Annotated in this window: 13 protein-coding genes and 1 pseudogene; 11 read left to right on the forward strand and 3 right to left on the reverse strand. The window is 33.9% G+C overall.

Annotated features, from left to right (window positions below):
* The 6 genes and pseudogenes from Q0800_RS09715 to Q0800_RS09740 all read left to right on the forward strand — a co-directional run.
* A pseudogene (locus Q0800_RS09715) lies at nt 1–633 on the forward strand (AMP-binding protein); the annotation flags it as partial.
* A 104-nt stretch (nt 634–737) separates the two neighbouring features.
* Nucleotides 738–1,193, forward strand: coding sequence for a MarR family transcriptional regulator (locus Q0800_RS09720; RefSeq protein WP_299129205.1), 456 nt, complete (start codon nt 738–740; stop codon nt 1,191–1,193).
* Complete coding sequence (locus tag Q0800_RS09725) at nt 1,193–3,601, forward strand: 3-hydroxyacyl-CoA dehydrogenase/enoyl-CoA hydratase family protein (protein ID WP_299129206.1); 2,409 nt, start codon at nt 1,193–1,195, stop codon at nt 3,599–3,601. Before Q0800_RS09720 ends, Q0800_RS09725 begins: the two co-directional genes overlap by 1 nt.
* Before the next feature lie 111 nt (nt 3,602–3,712).
* Nucleotides 3,713–4,903 carry an acetyl-CoA C-acyltransferase gene (locus tag Q0800_RS09730; RefSeq protein WP_299129207.1) on the forward strand — a complete coding sequence of 397 codons (1,191 nt, stop codon included), beginning with the start codon at nt 3,713–3,715 and terminating at the stop codon, nt 4,901–4,903.
* A 72-nt stretch (nt 4,904–4,975) separates the two neighbouring features.
* On the forward strand, nt 4,976–5,263 hold the full coding sequence (locus Q0800_RS09735; protein ID WP_299129218.1) for a four helix bundle protein: 288 nt from the start codon (nt 4,976–4,978) through the stop codon (nt 5,261–5,263).
* 152 nt (nt 5,264–5,415) lie between these two features.
* Nucleotides 5,416–7,224 (forward strand): acyl-CoA dehydrogenase family protein, encoded by a 1,809-nt coding sequence (locus Q0800_RS09740; RefSeq protein ID WP_299129208.1) that lies wholly within the window; start codon nt 5,416–5,418, stop codon nt 7,222–7,224.
* 54 nt (nt 7,225–7,278) lie between these two features.
* On the opposite strand, the gene Q0800_RS09745 is transcribed toward Q0800_RS09740, so the two are convergent.
* From Q0800_RS09745 to Q0800_RS09755, 3 genes are read right to left on the reverse strand one after another with little or no spacing between them, the layout of a single operon-like run.
* Entirely contained in the window at nt 7,279–9,909 is a 2,631-nt protein-coding gene (locus tag Q0800_RS09745) for a TonB-dependent receptor (RefSeq protein WP_299129210.1), read from the reverse strand.
* Nucleotides 9,910–9,969: 60 nt separating this feature from the next.
* A complete protein-coding gene (locus tag Q0800_RS09750) occupies nt 9,970–10,785 on the reverse strand; it encodes a GLPGLI family protein (protein WP_299129211.1) in 816 nt (271 codons plus the stop codon).
* Between the two features lie 13 nt (nt 10,786–10,798).
* Entirely contained in the window at nt 10,799–11,065 is a 267-nt protein-coding gene (locus Q0800_RS09755; RefSeq protein WP_299129212.1) for a hypothetical protein, read from the reverse strand.
* A gap of 320 nt (nt 11,066–11,385) precedes the next feature.
* Here Q0800_RS09755 and Q0800_RS09760 point away from each other — a divergent pair, with 320 nt between their 5' ends.
* From Q0800_RS09760 to Q0800_RS09780, 5 genes are all read left to right on the forward strand, one after another.
* Entirely contained in the window at nt 11,386–12,642 is a 1,257-nt protein-coding gene (locus tag Q0800_RS09760; RefSeq protein WP_299129213.1) for a nuclear transport factor 2 family protein, read from the forward strand.
* Between the two features lie 173 nt (nt 12,643–12,815).
* Complete coding sequence (locus Q0800_RS09765) at nt 12,816–13,958, forward strand: DUF6265 family protein (protein ID WP_299129214.1); 1,143 nt, start codon at nt 12,816–12,818, stop codon at nt 13,956–13,958.
* A gap of 89 nt (nt 13,959–14,047) precedes the next feature.
* Entirely contained in the window at nt 14,048–15,394 is a 1,347-nt protein-coding gene (locus Q0800_RS09770) for a M28 family metallopeptidase (protein WP_299129215.1), read from the forward strand.
* 31 nt (nt 15,395–15,425) lie between these two features.
* Nucleotides 15,426–15,800, forward strand: coding sequence for a hypothetical protein (locus Q0800_RS09775; RefSeq protein WP_299129216.1), 375 nt, complete (start codon nt 15,426–15,428; stop codon nt 15,798–15,800).
* Between the two features lie 19 nt (nt 15,801–15,819).
* Nucleotides 15,820–17,424, forward strand: a complete 1,605-nt coding sequence (locus Q0800_RS09780) for a M1 family metallopeptidase (protein ID WP_299129217.1) — start codon at nt 15,820–15,822, stop codon at nt 17,422–17,424.
* Nucleotides 17,425–17,459 lie beyond the last annotated feature (35 nt).

Raw genomic sequence — 17,459 nt, forward strand, 5'->3', positions numbered from 1 at the left:
CACCACTATAAAGTTGGTACAGTAGGCAAACCAATAGATAATGTGGAAGTTAAAATCGCCGACGATGGAGAGCTACTAATAAATGGTCCAAATGTAATGATGGGTTATTACAAAGACCCAGAAAAGACTAATGAGGTTATGACAGGAGATTACTTTCATACTGGTGATAAGGGTGAGGTTGACAGCGATGGTTTTCTTAAAATCACAGGCCGTAAAAAAGAAATGTTTAAAACCTCTGGTGGTAAATATATTATACCAACACTCTTAGAAAATGATTTAAAACAATCCTTATTTATAGAACAAGTAATGGTTGTCGGCGAAGGAGAAAAAATGCCAGCAGCTATAATTCAGCCAAATTATGATTTCGTTAGAGACTGGATAGAGCATAAAGGCCATACCATTGGGACCTCCGAAACTGAAATTTCAAACTCTAAAATTGTAATCAATCGCATTCAAAAAGAAGTCGATAAGTATAATAAAAACTTTGGGAAGTGGGAACAAATCAAACGCTTTGAATTAACACCTGAAGCTTGGACAATAGATGCTGGTCACCTCACGCCTACCATGAAAATGAAGCGCAGTGTAATTAGAGAAAAATATGATGCGCTTTACGAAAAGATTTATCGAAATTAATACGTTATTATTCTAAACCCATTTTGCTATGCGTGCATAATTATTTTTATTTACTATGCGTGCATAGTATTTTTTTAGTATCTTTGATTTACAATTTCCGTAACATGAAAGATAAAACTATAGATTATGTTTTAAGAACCACATGGTTAGCTGTAAACAAAATGTATAATGAAGAAGCCTTAAAATTCGATACTACTATGGCTACGGGTTTTGCCTTATTAAGTATAGACCCAGAACAAGGTACACCCTCAACATCTTTAGGTCCAAAAATGGGTATGGAGGCCACTTCTCTATCGCGTACATTAAAAAGTATGGAAGAAAAAGGTTTAATAGAACGTAAACCTAATCCCGAAGATGGCCGAGGTGTATTAATTCACCTCACCGCATTCGGACGAGAAAAAAGAGACTACTCTAAAGAACGTGTACTCATATTTAACGAGGCCATTAAATCTAATATCGCTTTAGATAAAATTGAACATTTCTATGAGGTTGCAGAACTTATTAATAATATGATCTCCAACAGAAAAATATATAACCAAAAAGAAACTCTAACTAAATAATGAGCAAAAGAAGAATTAAAAAAGTAGCTATTATCGGTTCTGGCATTATGGGATCTGGTATTGCTTGTCATTTTGCAAATATTGGTGTTGATGTCCTTTTATTAGACATTGTGCCACAAGCGCTTAACGACCAAGAAAAAGCAAAGGGCTTAACTTTAGAGGATAAAGTAGTTCGTAATAGACTTGTTAATACTGCTTTAACCGCTTCATTAAAATCTAAGCCATCACCTATATACAATAAAAAATTTGCAGATAGGATTACTACTGGTAATATTGATGATGACCTACACAAAATTAAAGATGTAGACTGGGTAATGGAAGTTGTTGTAGAGCGCTTAGATATTAAACAGCAGGTTTTTGAAAAGGTTGAAAAATACAGAATACCTGGTACCATTGTATCTTCAAATACATCTGGTATTCCTATTAAATTTATGAACGAAGGTCGCAGTGAAGATTTTCAACACCATTTTGCTGTAACGCACTTTTTCAATCCTCCACGGTATTTAAAATTATTCGAAGTAGTCCCAGGTCCTAAATGTAAGCAGGAGGTGACTGATTTCTTAATGGATTATGGAGATAAATTTTTAGGAAAAACTTCAGTACTTGCAAAAGATACTCCTGCATTTATTGGTAACAGAATAGGAATTTTTGGTATCCAATCCTTATTTCATCAGGTAAAAGAATTAGGGCTAACCGTAGAGGAAGTCGATAAACTAACAGGGCCTGTTATCGGCCGTCCAAAATCAGCAACCTTCAGAACCGTTGATGTTGTAGGTTTAGACACCCTAGTGCACGTAGCCAATGGAATATATGATAACTGCCCTAATGATGAAGCCCATGACTTATTTAGACTACCCGATTTCATCAATACCATGATGGAAAAAAAATGGTTAGGTAATAAAACCAAACAAGGGTTCTATAAAAAGACTACCAACGCAGAAGGCAATCGTGAAATTCTTGCGTTAGATCTAGATACGATGGCATACCGTCCTTCTAAAAAGGCAAAATTCGCAACGTTAGAACTCACTAAAACTATTGACAAACCTATAGACCGATTTAAGGTTTTAGTAGGAGGAAAAGATAAAGCAGGAGAATTCTATCGTAAAAATTTTGCTGCCATGTTCGCTTACGTTCAAAATAGAATCCCTGAAATATCTGACGAATTATATCGAATAGACGATGCCATGAAAGCAGGCTTTGGGTGGGAAAACGGCCCATTTGAAATTTGGGATGCCATTGGTGTCGAAAAAGGTATTGAACTCATGAAAGCCGAAGGTAAAACACCAGCAGCTTGGGTTACCGAAATGATTACTAAAGGAGAAACAGCATTCTATACGGTTAAAAATGGTGCCACCTACTATTACGATATACCGTCTAAAGTTCAGGTAAAAAAGCCTGGTCAGGATGCCTTTATCCTATTAGATAATATTCGTAAATCTAATGAAGTCTTTAAAAACTCCGGAGTGGTTATTGAAGATTTGGGAGACGGTATTTTAAACTGTGAGTTTCAGTCTAAAATGAATACCATTGGTGGAGATGTCTTAGCAGGATTAAACAAAGCGGTGGACTTAGCTGAAAAGGATTTTGAAGGTTTGGTTATTGGTAACCAAGGTACTAACTTCTCAGTCGGAGCTAACATTGGGATGATCTTTATGATGGCTGTTGAACAAGAGTATGATGAGCTTAACATGGCTATTAAATATTTTCAAGATACTATGATGCGTATGCGTTATTCTGCCATCCCTACAGTTGCTGCACCGCACGGCATGGCTTTAGGAGGTGGTTGTGAGTTATCCATGCATGCCGATAAAGTTGTGGCTGCCGCTGAAACCTATATTGGATTGGTGGAGTTTGGCGTAGGTGTTATTCCTGGTGGTGGTGGCTCTAAAGAAATGACCTTGAGAGCTCAGGATTTATTTCATCAAGGAGATGTGCAGCTTAATGTATTACAAGAACACTTCTTAGCCATTGGTATGGCAAAAGTGGCCACATCAGCTTACGAAGCTTTTGATATGAATGTGCTACAAAAAGGAAAAGACATCGTAGTAGTTAACAAAGACCGACAGATCGCAGAAGCTAAAAAACATGCCTTATTAATGGCTCAAGCTGGTTATACGCAAAAACCTCAGCGTAAAGATATTTTAGTCCTCGGTAAACAAGCCCTAGGAACATTTATGGTTGGGACTAATGCAATGAAAGCTTCAAGGTACATCTCAGAGCACGATGAGAAAATTGCAAACAAATTAGCCTATGTTATGGCTGGCGGTGATTTATCCGAGCCAACAAGAGTTTCAGAACAATATTTATTAGATATAGAACGTGAAGCATTCTTAAGTTTATGCACAGAACGTAAAACTTTAGAGCGTATTCAGCATATGCTAAAGACTGGGAAACCGTTGCGGAATTAATCCCGTCTATATCTTCCCAATGGGAAGACAACAAGAACTAAAATGAAATTAAAGTATAACATTTAAAACACCAAAAAAGTTCTCTTTCTTATGGAAAGGGTTGGGATAAGAATGAAAACAGCATATATAGTAAAAGGATATAGAACTGCCGTAGGAAAATCCAAAAGAGGTGGTTTCAGATTTAAAAGAGCAGATGAGCTGGCTGCAGAAACCATTCAGTATATGATGGGGAAGCTACCAGAATTTGATGTAAAACGTATTGACGATGTTATTGTTGGTAACGCAATGCCAGAAGGATCCCAAGGCCTAAATATGGCTCGTATTATTTCATTAATAGGATTAGAAACTGTTGATGTACCAGGTGTAACGGTAAATCGTTTTTGCTCTTCGGGTTTAGAGACTATTGGTATGGCCGTCGCTAAAATTCAATCTGGTATGGCAGAATGTATCATTGCTGGTGGTGCGGAGAGCATGACCTCTGTGCCTATGACAGGTTTTAAACCAGAATTAAATTATGATATCGTAAGCTCAGGGCACGAGGATTATTATTGGGGAATGGGAAACACTGCTGAAGCCGTAGCCCAAGAATATAAGGTGTCTCGAAAAGATCAAGATGAGTTTGCTTTTAATTCACACATGAAAGCTCTAAAAGCATTGGATGAAGATCGTTTTCAAGACCAGATTGTACCTATAGAAGTTGAAGAAACCTACATCGATAACAACGGCAAAAAAGCAACACGCAAATTCACGGTGACTAAGGATGAAGGACCACGTCGTGGAACGAGTGTTGAGGCACTAGCAAAATTGCGTCCAGTATTTGCTGCCAATGGGTCTGTCACTGCGGGTAATTCATCACAAACGAGTGATGGCGCTGCATTTGTAATGGTAATGAGTGAAGACATGGTTAAAGAATTAAATCTAGAACCTATTGCACGTATGGTAAGTTATGCCGCAGCAGGTGTACCACCAAGAATTATGGGTATTGGGCCAGTAGCTGCAATTCCCAAAGCACTTAAACAAGCAGGGTTAGAACAAAACAATATCGACCTAATAGAGCTTAACGAAGCATTTGCGTCGCAATCTTTAGCAGTGATGCGAGAATTGAATTTAAACCAAGACATCGTAAACGTTAATGGCGGAGCCATAGCATTAGGGCATCCTTTAGGTTGTACAGGAGCAAAACTCTCGGTGCAATTATTTGACGAAATGCGAAAGCGAAATATGAAAAACAAATATGGTATGGTGACCATGTGTGTTGGTACAGGCCAAGGTGCTGCTGGGATTTTTGAGTTTTTGTCGTAGAGATTACAGTTATGAGAGGTTAGAAATTAGACTCATGAGTAACAGAAAAGACATAATCATCGTAATCTAAAAATTTGGCAATTAGGAACAGAAATCATGAAAGATGTGTATGATTTAACTTCAGATTTTCCAAAACGAGAAGATTACAGATTAACATCTCAATTAACTGGATGCGCAGTTTCTATGCCCTCTAACATTGCTGAGGGTTCTGCAAGAACAGATAAAGGTTTTAGCATCTTTTTGGATTATATATTAGGGTCATCTTTTGAATTAGGAACACAACTCTTAGCAGCACAATATGCGCATTATATTACAAAAGAACAATTTGAAAGCTTAAATAATAAAAACAACGAATTTTAAAGGATGGCAATAGATAGGGTTTATGAGAAAACTATAAGAAGTCTAACTTCTAATCTCTCATATCTAATTTCTTAATTCTTGAAACAAAAACAAAGTATAATTAAAATACCCAAAAAATTCCCTTTCCTTCGGAAAGGGTTAGGGATAGGAAAATGGAAACAACAGAAAAAAACATACTTAGAGGAGGTCAATTCTTAGTGAAAGAAACCAAATGCGAAGACGTATTTACACCAGAAGATTTTAGTGAAGAGCAACAAATGATGAAAGAAGCGGTTATGGAATTTAATGACAGAGAAATCATTGCTCATAAAGCTCGGTTTGAAGCCAAAGATTATGCCTTAACAGAAGATGTGATGCGCAAAGCCGGTGAGCTCGGATTTTTAGGCGTTGCCGTACCAGAAGCTTATGGAGGTCTAGAAATGGGCTTTGTTTCTACCTGTTTGGTGTGTGATTATATTTCATCTGGTACAGGTTCTTTTAGTACAGCTTTTGGTGCACATACAGGTATTGGTACTATGCCAATTACCTTGTATGGTACGGAAGAACAAAAACAAAAATACGTTCCAAAATTAGCCACTGGAGAGTGGTTTGGCGCCTATTGCTTAACCGAACCTGGTGCTGGCTCCGATGCTAATTCTGGTAAAACAACGGCCGAGCTTTCTTCAGACGGAAAATCCTACAAAATCAATGGGCAGAAAATGTGGATATCAAACGCAGGTTTCTGTAGTTTAATGATTGTTTTTGCACGTATCGAAGATGATAAAAACATCACAGGATTTATTGTTGAATACGATCCGGAAAATCCCAACGGAATAACCCTTGGCGAAGAAGAACACAAATTAGGTATTAGAGCAAGTTCTACACGTCAGGTCTTTTTTAATGATACGGTTGTACCTGTTGAAAATATGCTAGCTGGTCGTGGCGAAGGCTTTAAAATTGCCATGAATGCCCTAAATGTTGGTCGTATTAAATTAGCAGCGGCCTGTTTAGATTCGCAAAGACGCATCTTAACAACTGCAGTACAATATGCCAATGAGCGTAAACAATTTAAAACACCAATTGCAGATTTTGGAGCTATAAAAATGAAGTTAGCCAAAATGGCAGCAGATGCTTATGCTGGTGAATCTGCAACATACAGAGCCGCAAAAAATATAGAAGATCGCATTGCGATTAGAGTTAGCCAAGGCAACTCACATCAAGAAGCAGAATTAAAAGGTGTTGAAGAATATGCCATTGAATGTTCGATACTAAAAGTTTCTGTGTCAGAAGATGTTCAGAACTGTGCAGACGAAGGCATCCAAATCTTTGGTGGTATGGGCTTCTCAGAAGAAACTCCGATGGAAGCTGCCTGGAGAGATGCACGTATTGCACGTATTTATGAGGGTACTAATGAAATTAACAGAATGCTTTCTGTAGGCATGCTAGTTAAAAAAGCCATGAAAGGGCATGTTGATTTGTTAGGGCCTGCGCAAGCAGTACAAGAAGAATTAATGGGTATTCCGTCATTTGATACACCAGATTATTCAGAATTATTTGCTGAAGAAAAAGATATGATCAAAAAGCTGAAAAAGACTTTCTTAATGGTCGCTGGTGGTGCAGTACAGAAATTCGGACAAGATTTAGAAGAACATCAACAACTATTAGTCGCAGCAGCAGATATACTAATTGAAATTTATATGGCAGAATCTGCCATTCTCAGAACTGAGAAGAACGCAAAACGTTTTGGTGAAGACGCACAATCGGTACAGATTGCAATGTCAAAATTATACCTTTATAACGCTGTAAATATCATTGAGGATAAAGGTAAAGAAAGTATTATCTCTTTTGCCGAAGGAGATGAGCAACGCATGATGCTTATGGGCTTAAAGCGTTATACTAAATACCAAAATTACCCGGATATCGTTGACTTACGTAATGAAATCGCAGAAAAAGTAAAAGCAGAAAATAAATACTGCTTTTAATTAAGTTTAAGTTAGAAATGCAAAGGCCAATTCATTAGTTTGAATTGGTTTTTTTTATAACGTGTAATTGAACCCAATAGTGAACTGTCTTGGTCTAAGAGAAAAACTTGATTCTGATATAAAATTTGCACTGTTAAAATTAGAATTGAAAAAGTCTTGATTAAAGATGTTTTGTAATTGCGCTCTTAAAAAAAGTCTCTTATTCGGTTTATAAAAGAAAGAGAAATTAAACAATGAATTTCTATTGGTAGAATTATTGCTAGAAAAACGACTTTGCACGCTTTCAAAATCAAAATTAAGTCGTGTTTTAGAGCTTGTGTAAAAATTAAATTCAAAATTATTTTTCAGGAATGTATTTCTACTTTTAAAACCATTGACTTTTGTGGTATTAAAATTTATGCTACTATTATATGTTATGCCATACCAGGTGTCATTATCTAATTCTAGTTCTAGCCCTACTCTGTGAGATATATTAGCAGCATTCTGCAAAATAGTATTGAATAACTGCTCAGTTTTATTGTAATTAAAACTATAAGACAAATCAGTTTGTAAAATCTTAAACAAACGCTTGGTAAAGTTTGAGGAATTAACAAAAGAAATTATTCTATTATCTAAAAGTATGGCATCAGTAGTTACTAAACCATCTGTATCTAGTGTCGTTACAAATGTAAAATCTGATACATTGTTAGAAAAAGTGGTTACATTATTAAAAAAAAAGCCTCTAAGGATATTGCGATAGTTAAGAAGGAGGTCCGCTTTAAGACCTCTTGTAACGTTAACTTCATTTGGATTTCTGCTTAGCGTTGTATAATCCCTTAATATTAAACCATTAAACAATCGGGGAAATTTAGATATTGTTGTTTCAAATCCTAAACCAGATGCAATATTCCAACGTTCACTAAAACGGTATGAAGCTTTGAGTTTAGGTTGAAAAAAAAGATATCTATTTTCTCGATTTAGATCAGTATTCAATGCTTCCTTTTGATTTAAATCAATAAAAACTACACTTGGAGACAGTGCAAGTTTTAATTTATTAAAGTTGTATTCTGCTAACAACACTGTATTAGATGATAAAGTTGATAAGTTAAAATCACTCACAAAAGGAAAACCTAAATTTGAATTTTCTGAATCTGACACCTGTCTTAAACTACTATTAAAGTTCTCACTTTTATAATTGAAACTTTGGGTTAATTTCCATCTTGTTTTTAGAAAATTAAAATTATATTCTGAGAATGCACCAAGATTAAATTGACTTACACCGATGCTTTGTAACGTATTTGTTGGTTCAAAAGTGCTTGTAATTTCATTTTCAAATACAGATGGTAATGTATTATTAATCTCATCAAATTTATCATATTGAAAAATTATACCATTGTTAAGTATATTACTACCGAGCTTTATTTTAAATTCTGATACGTTTAATATTTTTTTGTTATCATTTTTATATTTATATAGAATAGAATTATTATTTTGATTAACAGAAGAAAAGCCATCTACGTTTTCAACTTCTATAGACGATGTGTTTTTAAAGTATATGTTATTTTTATTCAATTCGTAGATAGTAGATAAGCCATAATTTTTCGTGTCTAAATTCTCTGCGCTTTCTCTGTTTATTATAGTACTATCATTACCAAAGAAATATATACTATTAGAATTACTTCTTAGTGTATTATCATTTCCATTAAAATTTGCTAGTATTTTAAGTAGACTATTGTCTTTTAGTTTTATTAAAGTATTATTAGTGAATGCCATTGATTTATTGTCCATCCAATATTTCTCAGTTAAACCAAAACCATCTGTATTTGGTTTCTGAAGGATATTTTGTTCATCTAACTTAAGCACCTCAATATTTCTGCTCCCACTTGTTAAACCTATTCCATTAGACACTAATGATTGCCCAATATTATTAATTTTTAGACTGGCAATATCTTGTAATTTATCCTTAATGTATATAGGTGTTATTTCAGCTCTACCTGTTATAAATGGTGTCCCTACATCGCCTTTACTACTTCCAAATATTAAACTTCTATCCTTTTTAATTTTTAAGTTAAATGCAACATCATCAGAGTTAGTTATACCTTTGTCTATCCTTGCATGGTTATGTTTTCTTAGAATTTCTATATCCTCAACAGCATCTGCTGGTATGCCTCGCGTTGCAATGTTATAACGACCTTCTAACAAATCTACACCATTAATATATAGATGACTAATAGGCTTATTGTTATATTTAATTTGACCATTGCTTGATATGGTTACACCAGGTATTCTATCAATAACCTCCTCAATGGTGTAATCTTTCGACTTTTTTAAACTTGAAACCGTATAATTAATTGTGTCACCTTTAATAGTTACACGTTCCTTAGCTTTAATAACCACTTCGTCTAGAGCATTAGATTGTGCTATAAGCTTTAAATCTAATGTTTGGCTAATGGCCATAACCTTTATAGCTTCATTTTTAAAAGCCATATGTCTTATGGTTAACCATATAGAATCATTGCGTATATTGCTATTAATATTTAAAGTATAATTGCCTGTATTATTACTTATGGTATAAGCTATAATATTTGTTTTATCTTCTGAGGATGAAGCAACAATGGTTGCATTGGGTATAGGCTTATACAAAGCGTCTTGTATTTGTCCTTTTATAACTATACTTTGGGATGATAGACCAATACAATAGAGCACTGAGAAAAGTATAGTATATAGCTTAAAGTTTTTTATCAAAATAGGCTTTGAAGAACCAAGTTAATCCTTGTAATCTATTTCTATTAAATTTAGGTCTTTTGCTCTCGCTACTTTTTTTGGATTTCGTAATTCTGAGTCGTCACTGCCACCAATTAATTTAACCTTAATTTTGGGACCTGTATTACCATAATTAAGTTTTTCATTTAAACTTAGTGACTCGTAATTAGCCTTTATTTTATTGAAGTTTGTTCTAGTTGTATTAATCCATTCAGATTTTGGTTTTAAATGATGATATTTTTTTAATGGTTTTAGCTCTCGCTCTGTAATTGCATAAAAATCAAAATTATATGAACCTGTAGAATCAGTTAATTTTAGTATTAATCCAGGTAACCCTTTAAATTTGTAAGGACCTGCATTTATGGGTAAATCTAAAGTGTACCAAGCCTCCCATTCTCTACCACCATAATTTGTAATAGCTTTTCTACATGAGTACCCTTTTATATCCATTTCTTCGTCTTTTAGCTCCCAAGAATGATTTATGGTTTCTTCGTAGTAATATTCATCCTCATAAATCACATCATTATATTTTAAAGTATTATTCTTAAAATATATTGAATGTTTATTAAAAGAATAATACCTATTTCTATCATCACTTGTTACGGTACCCTCAAACTTTAAAGTATCAAGATGCATAGCGTTATAAATTTGATAAATAGACTCATTTTTATTAACCAAGAGCCTACTATATTCTTTTAAAGGAAAGTCTATTGATTTTCTATCTTTAAACTGATTCAAATAAGTTATACTATACATTTTATCATCACTATTCTGAGCAAATGAAAAAGAAAAACATAATAAAAGAAATAGGTATTTCATATATTCTTAAATTTTAAATATTTCCTGGTTCATCAATTGAAGCTTGACCACCAAATGTAGAACAACGTCTGTTCAAATCGTCTCTTATTGCATTTTCTTGATCTGTAGTTGGTTTTTTACCTATAAAATCCCAAATAGTTCCATTATTTGTATACACTGAATAACATCCACTTACACAACTTGCAGAAATATAAGTTGAATTAGAAGGACAACCACTTTGAGAACTCTGAGCACTAACACTAAACATTACTGCCACGATAAAACCCAATGATAAAAACATTTTTTTCATAATAAAAATTTTTAATGATTAGACCTTAATATTAATATTAGTATTAATATTAAAAGTGAGCAAATTATTTGTCATAAATATAATTTTTTTAACAGTATAGCTTATTAGTTATCAACTAAATAGATTCTATATTTCTTTTAAATTGGATAATTTTTAATTTATAAATAAATCGTAAAACAAGTAACTGCTTTTAATTAAGTTTAAGTTAGAAATGGAAAAGCCAATTCATTAGTTTGAATTGGCTTTTTTTGTTTATAAGTATAAGACTGCTAGAATATTACTATATTTATAAAACAATGCTATTAACCAATATGAAACATCTTATGCTTTTAATGATGTTGGCCACTTACTGTTCAACATTTTCGCAATCTGATACTGAAATACATTTGTTTGATTTCTCTTATACAAACAATAAGATCAACTTAAAAAGCCATAAAAACATATCTCAAAATAAAGGATATGACAATCAACCTTCTTTTTTTGATGAGCGTTACATTCTCTTTGCTTCCACAAGAAATGAGCAAACAGACATTGCTAAATACGATACACGCTACAATGCTAAATCATGGCTAAACTATACAGATGGTGGTGAATATACACCTTTAAAAGTACCTCAACGAAATGCAGTTTCTGCTGTTAGACTAGATAAAGATGGTACACAAAGACTGTATAAGTACATGTGGAGTAATGGCGAATCAGAGGAACTTATAAAAAACTTAGTAGTGGCTTATTACACCTGGTACGATAATAATACAATTGTGTCTGCTGTCATTGAAGACGACATATTAAATCTTTATGTATCAGATATTAAAAGCGGTCGTAACACTAAATATGCAGATAATGTAGGACGTTCTTTTCATAAAATACCTAACTCCAACTTGGTGAGCTTTATTTACAAACCCGGTGGTAAAAACTGGCAAATTAGATCCCTAAATCCTAAAACTGGACAAACCAGATTATTAGCAAATACAATTAAAGGTGTTGAAGATATCTGTTGGCTAGATGACAGAACTTTGCTATCAAGCAAAGGAAGTTCATTATATAAATTAACCCTAAAAAAAGATAATAATTGGAAGAAATTAAACGATTTATCTAAATATGGCATTACCAAAATTACACGCCTTACTACCAACATTACAAAAGATAAATTATTGATAGCTGGTGATGTTTCTGAAGTTGTTAAAGTTGATCCATCGCTTAAAGAGAATAAAGTCGAACACACTAAGCACACAAAAAACAGCAATACATTTGAAAGTACTGTCCAAAAACAACTAGATGCCTATAACGCAAAAGATGTAGAAGGCTTTTTAGCGCAATTTTCAGAAGATATAAAACTATACAACTATCCTAATGAATTATTATCGGAAGGTAAGGACCAAATGCGTAAAGACTATATTTCTTGGTTTAATAGAACACCAGACTTAAAGGCAGTACTTAAAGATCGTATCCTTATCGGAAACAAAGTCATTGATAAAGAAGAGGTCAATGCTAACGGACGGGTTTTTAGCACAGTTGCAATCTACGAAGTCGTTAACGGAATAATTACCAAGGTAACGTTTATGCAATAAACTAAACTTTACTTTTTAGTTTTAGACTAAAATGAATTCTAAAATAATTAGTTATTATGGATTAAAAGTTTCGACTAATTATTTACCAATAAAGATTAAATTTAACGCAAATAAGTGAGACAGATCTCGGTACATAAATTTTAAACTACCATTTGTCACAATTTAAAAATCAAATGAAACACCTTTTTACCGCAGTCCTATTTTTAACATTTTACACCGTATGTTCTCAAGAAAAGACTTTAGAACCAAAACTAGAAAACATCGCTTGGATCTCTGGCACTTGGCATGGTGAAGCCTTTGGTGGCAAAACCGAAGAGATTTGGAGTAAACCCTCTGGTGGTTCCATGATGGCCTCGTTTAAGTTAATAGTAGATGGCAAGGTTAAATTTTATGAACTTGAAATTATAAGAGAAATTGAAAATTCACTAGTGCTTCAGCTCAAACACTTTGATAACACCCTTAAAGGTTGGGAAACTAAAAATGAAACGGTTGATTTTTCATTAAAAAAAATAACCAAAAACAAAATTATTTTTGAAGGTATGACATTTGAAAAAGTTTCTGAAAATGAAATGAATGTCTATGTAGATATTAAAGAAGGTGGTGAAACCGAGAACGTAAAATTCAACTATAAAAAAGCCACTACTAAACCCATAAAACAACTTCTCGAAGTTAAAAAAACGGAAGAAATCATTACTATAGACGGTATAGCCAATGAAGCCATCTGGAATAAAACGGCATGGCATGCACTAAATCAAGTTTGGCTTGGTGAAACCTTAGCATCAGATGATTTTGAAGGGAGATATAAACTAGCCTGGAAGAAAGATGCACTCTATTTGCTCGCAGAAATTAAAGACGATAAGCTCATTGATATTTATAAAGATCCCTTAACACAATGGTGGGACGATGATTGTTTAGAAATTTTTATTGATGAAGATAATAGTGGTGGAGAACATCAGTTTAGTCATAATGCCTTTGCCTATCATATCGCATTAGATGGTAATGTAGTAGATATGGCTACCAACAAAGTAGGAAAACTTTACAATTCGCACATAGAATCAAAGCACAAAACTAAGGGCAATATTACGATTTGGGAAGTAAAAATTAGCATTTATGATGATAGCTATGTTGATGAAGGCGACAACCAAGCCGTTACATTAACGGCAGGCAAAAATATTGGGTTTGCTTTAGCCTATTGCGATAATGATAACAGTAAATTACGTGAAAACTTTATAGGTTCTGTTTTTGTCGAAGGAGAGGACAAAAACAGAGGTTGGATTGATGCTAATATTTTTGGAACCTTAGTTTTAAAAAAATAGTTGGTTATAGTGCGTGGGTATTAACAAATATTTAATGCCTTCTTTATGCACTATAGCGTAATTTTAATGCTTATATAATCGCTATCACAATGAGACACTTTATTTTAACCTTTTCATTATTGGTTACCGCATTAATTAATGCCCAAACAGACTCTAGAATTTATGACATCATAAACGCTATTTCAGAAGAGAGACTAAGACAAGACGTAAAGACCCTGGCCGATTTTGGTACAAGACACACCCTAAGTGACACCATATCAAACACTCGTGGTATAGGTGCTGCAAGACGATGGATAAAATCACAGTTTAACACCATTTCTAAAAATTGTAATAATTGTTTAGAAGTTTTTTATCAAAAAGATTTAGTAAAAAAAGGAACAAATCAACGTATTGTAAAAGACGTGATGGTAGTTAATGTAGTGGCTATACAACGTGGTACAAAACACCCAAATCGTTTTATTATAATGAGTGGTGATATAGATTCTCGTATAAGTGACCCTAACAACTTTACAGATGATGCACCTGGCGCAAATGATAACGCAACAGGTATGGCTGGAGCAATAGAAGCAGCTCGTGTACTCTCTAAATATAAATTTGAAAGTAGTATTATCTACTTAGGATTATCAGGTGAAGAACAAGGCTTATTTGGCGGCCAAGGCATGGCTAAACATGCCAAAGAGAATAATTGGGACATTATCGGAGTCTTAAATAATGATATGATTGGCAATATAAAAGGAGTAGATGGAGTGATTGACAACCGTACCTTCAGAATTTTTTCAGAACCTACAACAACTGCTGTAACTGATGCCGAACAATTAAAACGACAAGCTATAGCACGTCGATTTTATGGCGGAGAAGTTGATGGAACATCGCGTCAATTAGCAAGATACATTCATAAGACTACTAAAATTTATATGCCAGAGATGAACCCAATGATGGTTTATAGACTTGATCGTTTTGGCAGAGGTGGCCATCACAGACCTTTTAATGATGCTGGTTTTGCTGGTATACGTATTATGGAAGCACACGAAAATTACACCCAACAACACCAAGATATAAGAACTGAAAATGATGTTAATTATGGAGATACTTTTGAGCATGTTAACGTTCCTTACTGTAAAAAGTTAACGGCTGTTAATGCGATTACAATGGCAAGCCTTGCCTCTGCTCCACCTGCTCCTACAGAAGTTGGTATTGGTGGTATTGTAGAAGCCTCAGCAAAGTTACAATGGTCTAAAGTTGAAGGTGCAAAAGGGTACAAAATCTATTGGAGAGACACTACATCACCAACTTGGGATCATAGTCGTTATGTAAGTGATGTTACGGAATTCACTTTAGAGGGAATTGTAATTGACAATTCATTCTTTGGTGTAGCGGCTGTTGGTGAGGATGGTCATGAAAGTGTTGTTGTTTTTCCTAATAAAATAATAAGATGATTCTAAGCGTTTACTATTAAAAATGTTAAAGATGAAATTTAAAACTATAAAGCCTTTATTACCAGAATTATTCATTCTTGCATCTTTACTTTACTATTGGATGGCATCTTCATGGTTAAATCCAATTGCAATAACTTTAATAGTAATTATTAGTTTTCAAATTTTGAAGCAAAAGATAGTATCTGGTATAATTATCGGGTTTATCTTCATCCTCCTTAACTTATATATGGTGCTTGCCTTAATTTCTGAGCTATCGGAATTTAAAAGTGTGACTGATAGTTTTAAAATTATGCTTTTAGTAGGTAGTTTCTATTTAGGAATTAATATAATTTCAGGATCTTTTATGCTAATTAAATACATAAAAAAAGCAAATGCAAAACAAATACAAGAAACTACTATATCTTAAATACCTTTTATGCTTAGTTATGCTTTCAATAATATCTCATGTTGAAGCACAACTATTACATGATAAAACTAAGTTTACAAAGCAAGACACCCTTAGAGGTAGTATAACACCAGAGCGCGAATGGTGGGATTTAACCTATTATCACTTGGATATTGAAGTGAAGCCTGATGAGAAATTCATTTCGGGAAAAAACACAATACAGTATAAAGTTTTAAAACCCAATCAGGTGATGCAAATCGATTTGCAAGAGCCTATGGAAATTACAAAAGTGCTTCAAGATGAAAAACCATGTGCCATACAACGAGACGGTAATGTGTTTTACATTAGGCTTGGCGCACAAAAAGTAGGTGCGGTTAAATCCGTAGAGATACATTATAAAGGCCATCCAAAGGAAGCAATACGTGCTCCTTGGGATGGTGGATTTTCTTGGAAAAAAGACAACAATGGCAAGCACTTTATTGCTACCTCTTGCCAAGGTCTGGGTGCAAGTGTTTGGTGGCCAAATAAAGACCATATGTATGACGAAGTCGATAGCATGCTCATTAGTGTTACGATTCCTAAGGGACTAACCAACATTTCTAACGGTCGTCTAAGAAAACTCGAAGATTTAGATGACAAAGTAAAATCGCATTGGTTTGTAAATAACCCAATTAATAATTATGGTGTCAATATAAATATTGGTGATTATGTCAATTTTTCTGAAGTCTATAACGGTGAAAAAGGAAAATTAGACCTGGATTATTGGGTGCTTCAAGATAATCTTGAAAACGCAAAAGAACACTTTAAAGATGCACCAAAAATGATGAAAGCTTTTGAGCATTGGTTTGGCCCTTACCCATTTTATGAAGACAGTTTTAAGCTCGTAGAAGTACCCTACTTAGGTATGGAACACCAAAGCTCTGTAACCTATGGAAATAAATACATGAAAGGTTATTTAGGCAGGGACTTATCTGGCACTGGTTGGGGATTAAAGTTTGATTTTATAATTATACACGAAGCTGGGCACGAGTGGTTTGCCAATAATATTACCAATAAAGACATAGCAGATATGTGGATACACGAAAGCTTTACCAATTATTCAGAAAATCTGTTTTTAGATTACTACTACGGTAAAGAAGCCTCTGCAGATTATGTCATAGGTTGCCGAAAATTAATACAAAATGACAAACCCATTATTGGACCCTATAACGTTAATAAAGAAGGTTCTAGTGATATGTATTACAAAGGTGGCAATATGCTTCATACGTTACGGCAGCTTATTAATGATGATGAACAATGGAGGCAAATCCTTAGAGGATTGAATAAAGATTTTCATCATCAAACTGTTACCACAAAGCAAATTGAAGATTATATTAGTGAAAAGGCTAACAAAGATCTTTCTGCCTTTTTTAATCAATACCTACGTGACACGCGTATTCCTACCCTAGAATATAAGATTGAAAATGGGATGCTAAAATTTAGATATGTTGATATCGTTAATGGTTTTGACATGCCAATTGAAGTAAAGATTAATGGTAAAACAGAATGGATTTTTCCTAATTCAGAATGGAAAACTAGAGCTATTGAAAGCTCAGATTTTGAGGTTGATAGAGATTATTATATCTATTCAAAAAAGGTAAATTAAAACGAAAAAACACCCCTAAAGTCCCCTCAAGGGGA

Source organism: uncultured Winogradskyella sp. (genome assembly GCF_937958655.1).
Lineage (GTDB): Bacteria > Bacteroidota > Bacteroidia > Flavobacteriales > Flavobacteriaceae > Winogradskyella.

Excerpts from the sequence above, each read along its gene's own strand:
- Q0800_RS09720 (WP_299129205.1), top strand. The coding sequence starts at position 738 with ATGAAAGATAAAACTATAGATTATGTTTTAAGAACCACATGGTTAGCT.
- Q0800_RS09750 (WP_299129211.1), bottom strand. The coding sequence starts at position 10,785 with ATGAAATACCTATTTCTTTTATTATGTTTTTCTTTTTCATTTGCTCAG.
- Q0800_RS09740 (WP_299129208.1), top strand. The coding sequence starts at position 5,416 with ATGGAAACAACAGAAAAAAACATACTTAGAGGAGGTCAATTCTTAGTG.
- Q0800_RS09725 (WP_299129206.1), top strand. The coding sequence starts at position 1,193 with ATGAGCAAAAGAAGAATTAAAAAAGTAGCTATTATCGGTTCTGGCATT.
- Q0800_RS09760 (WP_299129213.1), top strand. The coding sequence starts at position 11,386 with ATGAAACATCTTATGCTTTTAATGATGTTGGCCACTTACTGTTCAACA.
- Q0800_RS09770 (WP_299129215.1), top strand. The coding sequence starts at position 14,048 with ATGAGACACTTTATTTTAACCTTTTCATTATTGGTTACCGCATTAATT.
- Q0800_RS09730 (WP_299129207.1), top strand. The coding sequence starts at position 3,713 with ATGAAAACAGCATATATAGTAAAAGGATATAGAACTGCCGTAGGAAAA.
- Q0800_RS09775 (WP_299129216.1), top strand. The coding sequence starts at position 15,426 with ATGAAATTTAAAACTATAAAGCCTTTATTACCAGAATTATTCATTCTT.
- Q0800_RS09755 (WP_299129212.1), bottom strand. The coding sequence starts at position 11,065 with ATGTTTTTATCATTGGGTTTTATCGTGGCAGTAATGTTTAGTGTTAGT.
- Q0800_RS09780 (WP_299129217.1), top strand. The coding sequence starts at position 15,820 with ATGCTTTCAATAATATCTCATGTTGAAGCACAACTATTACATGATAAA.
- Q0800_RS09765 (WP_299129214.1), top strand. The coding sequence starts at position 12,816 with ATGAAACACCTTTTTACCGCAGTCCTATTTTTAACATTTTACACCGTA.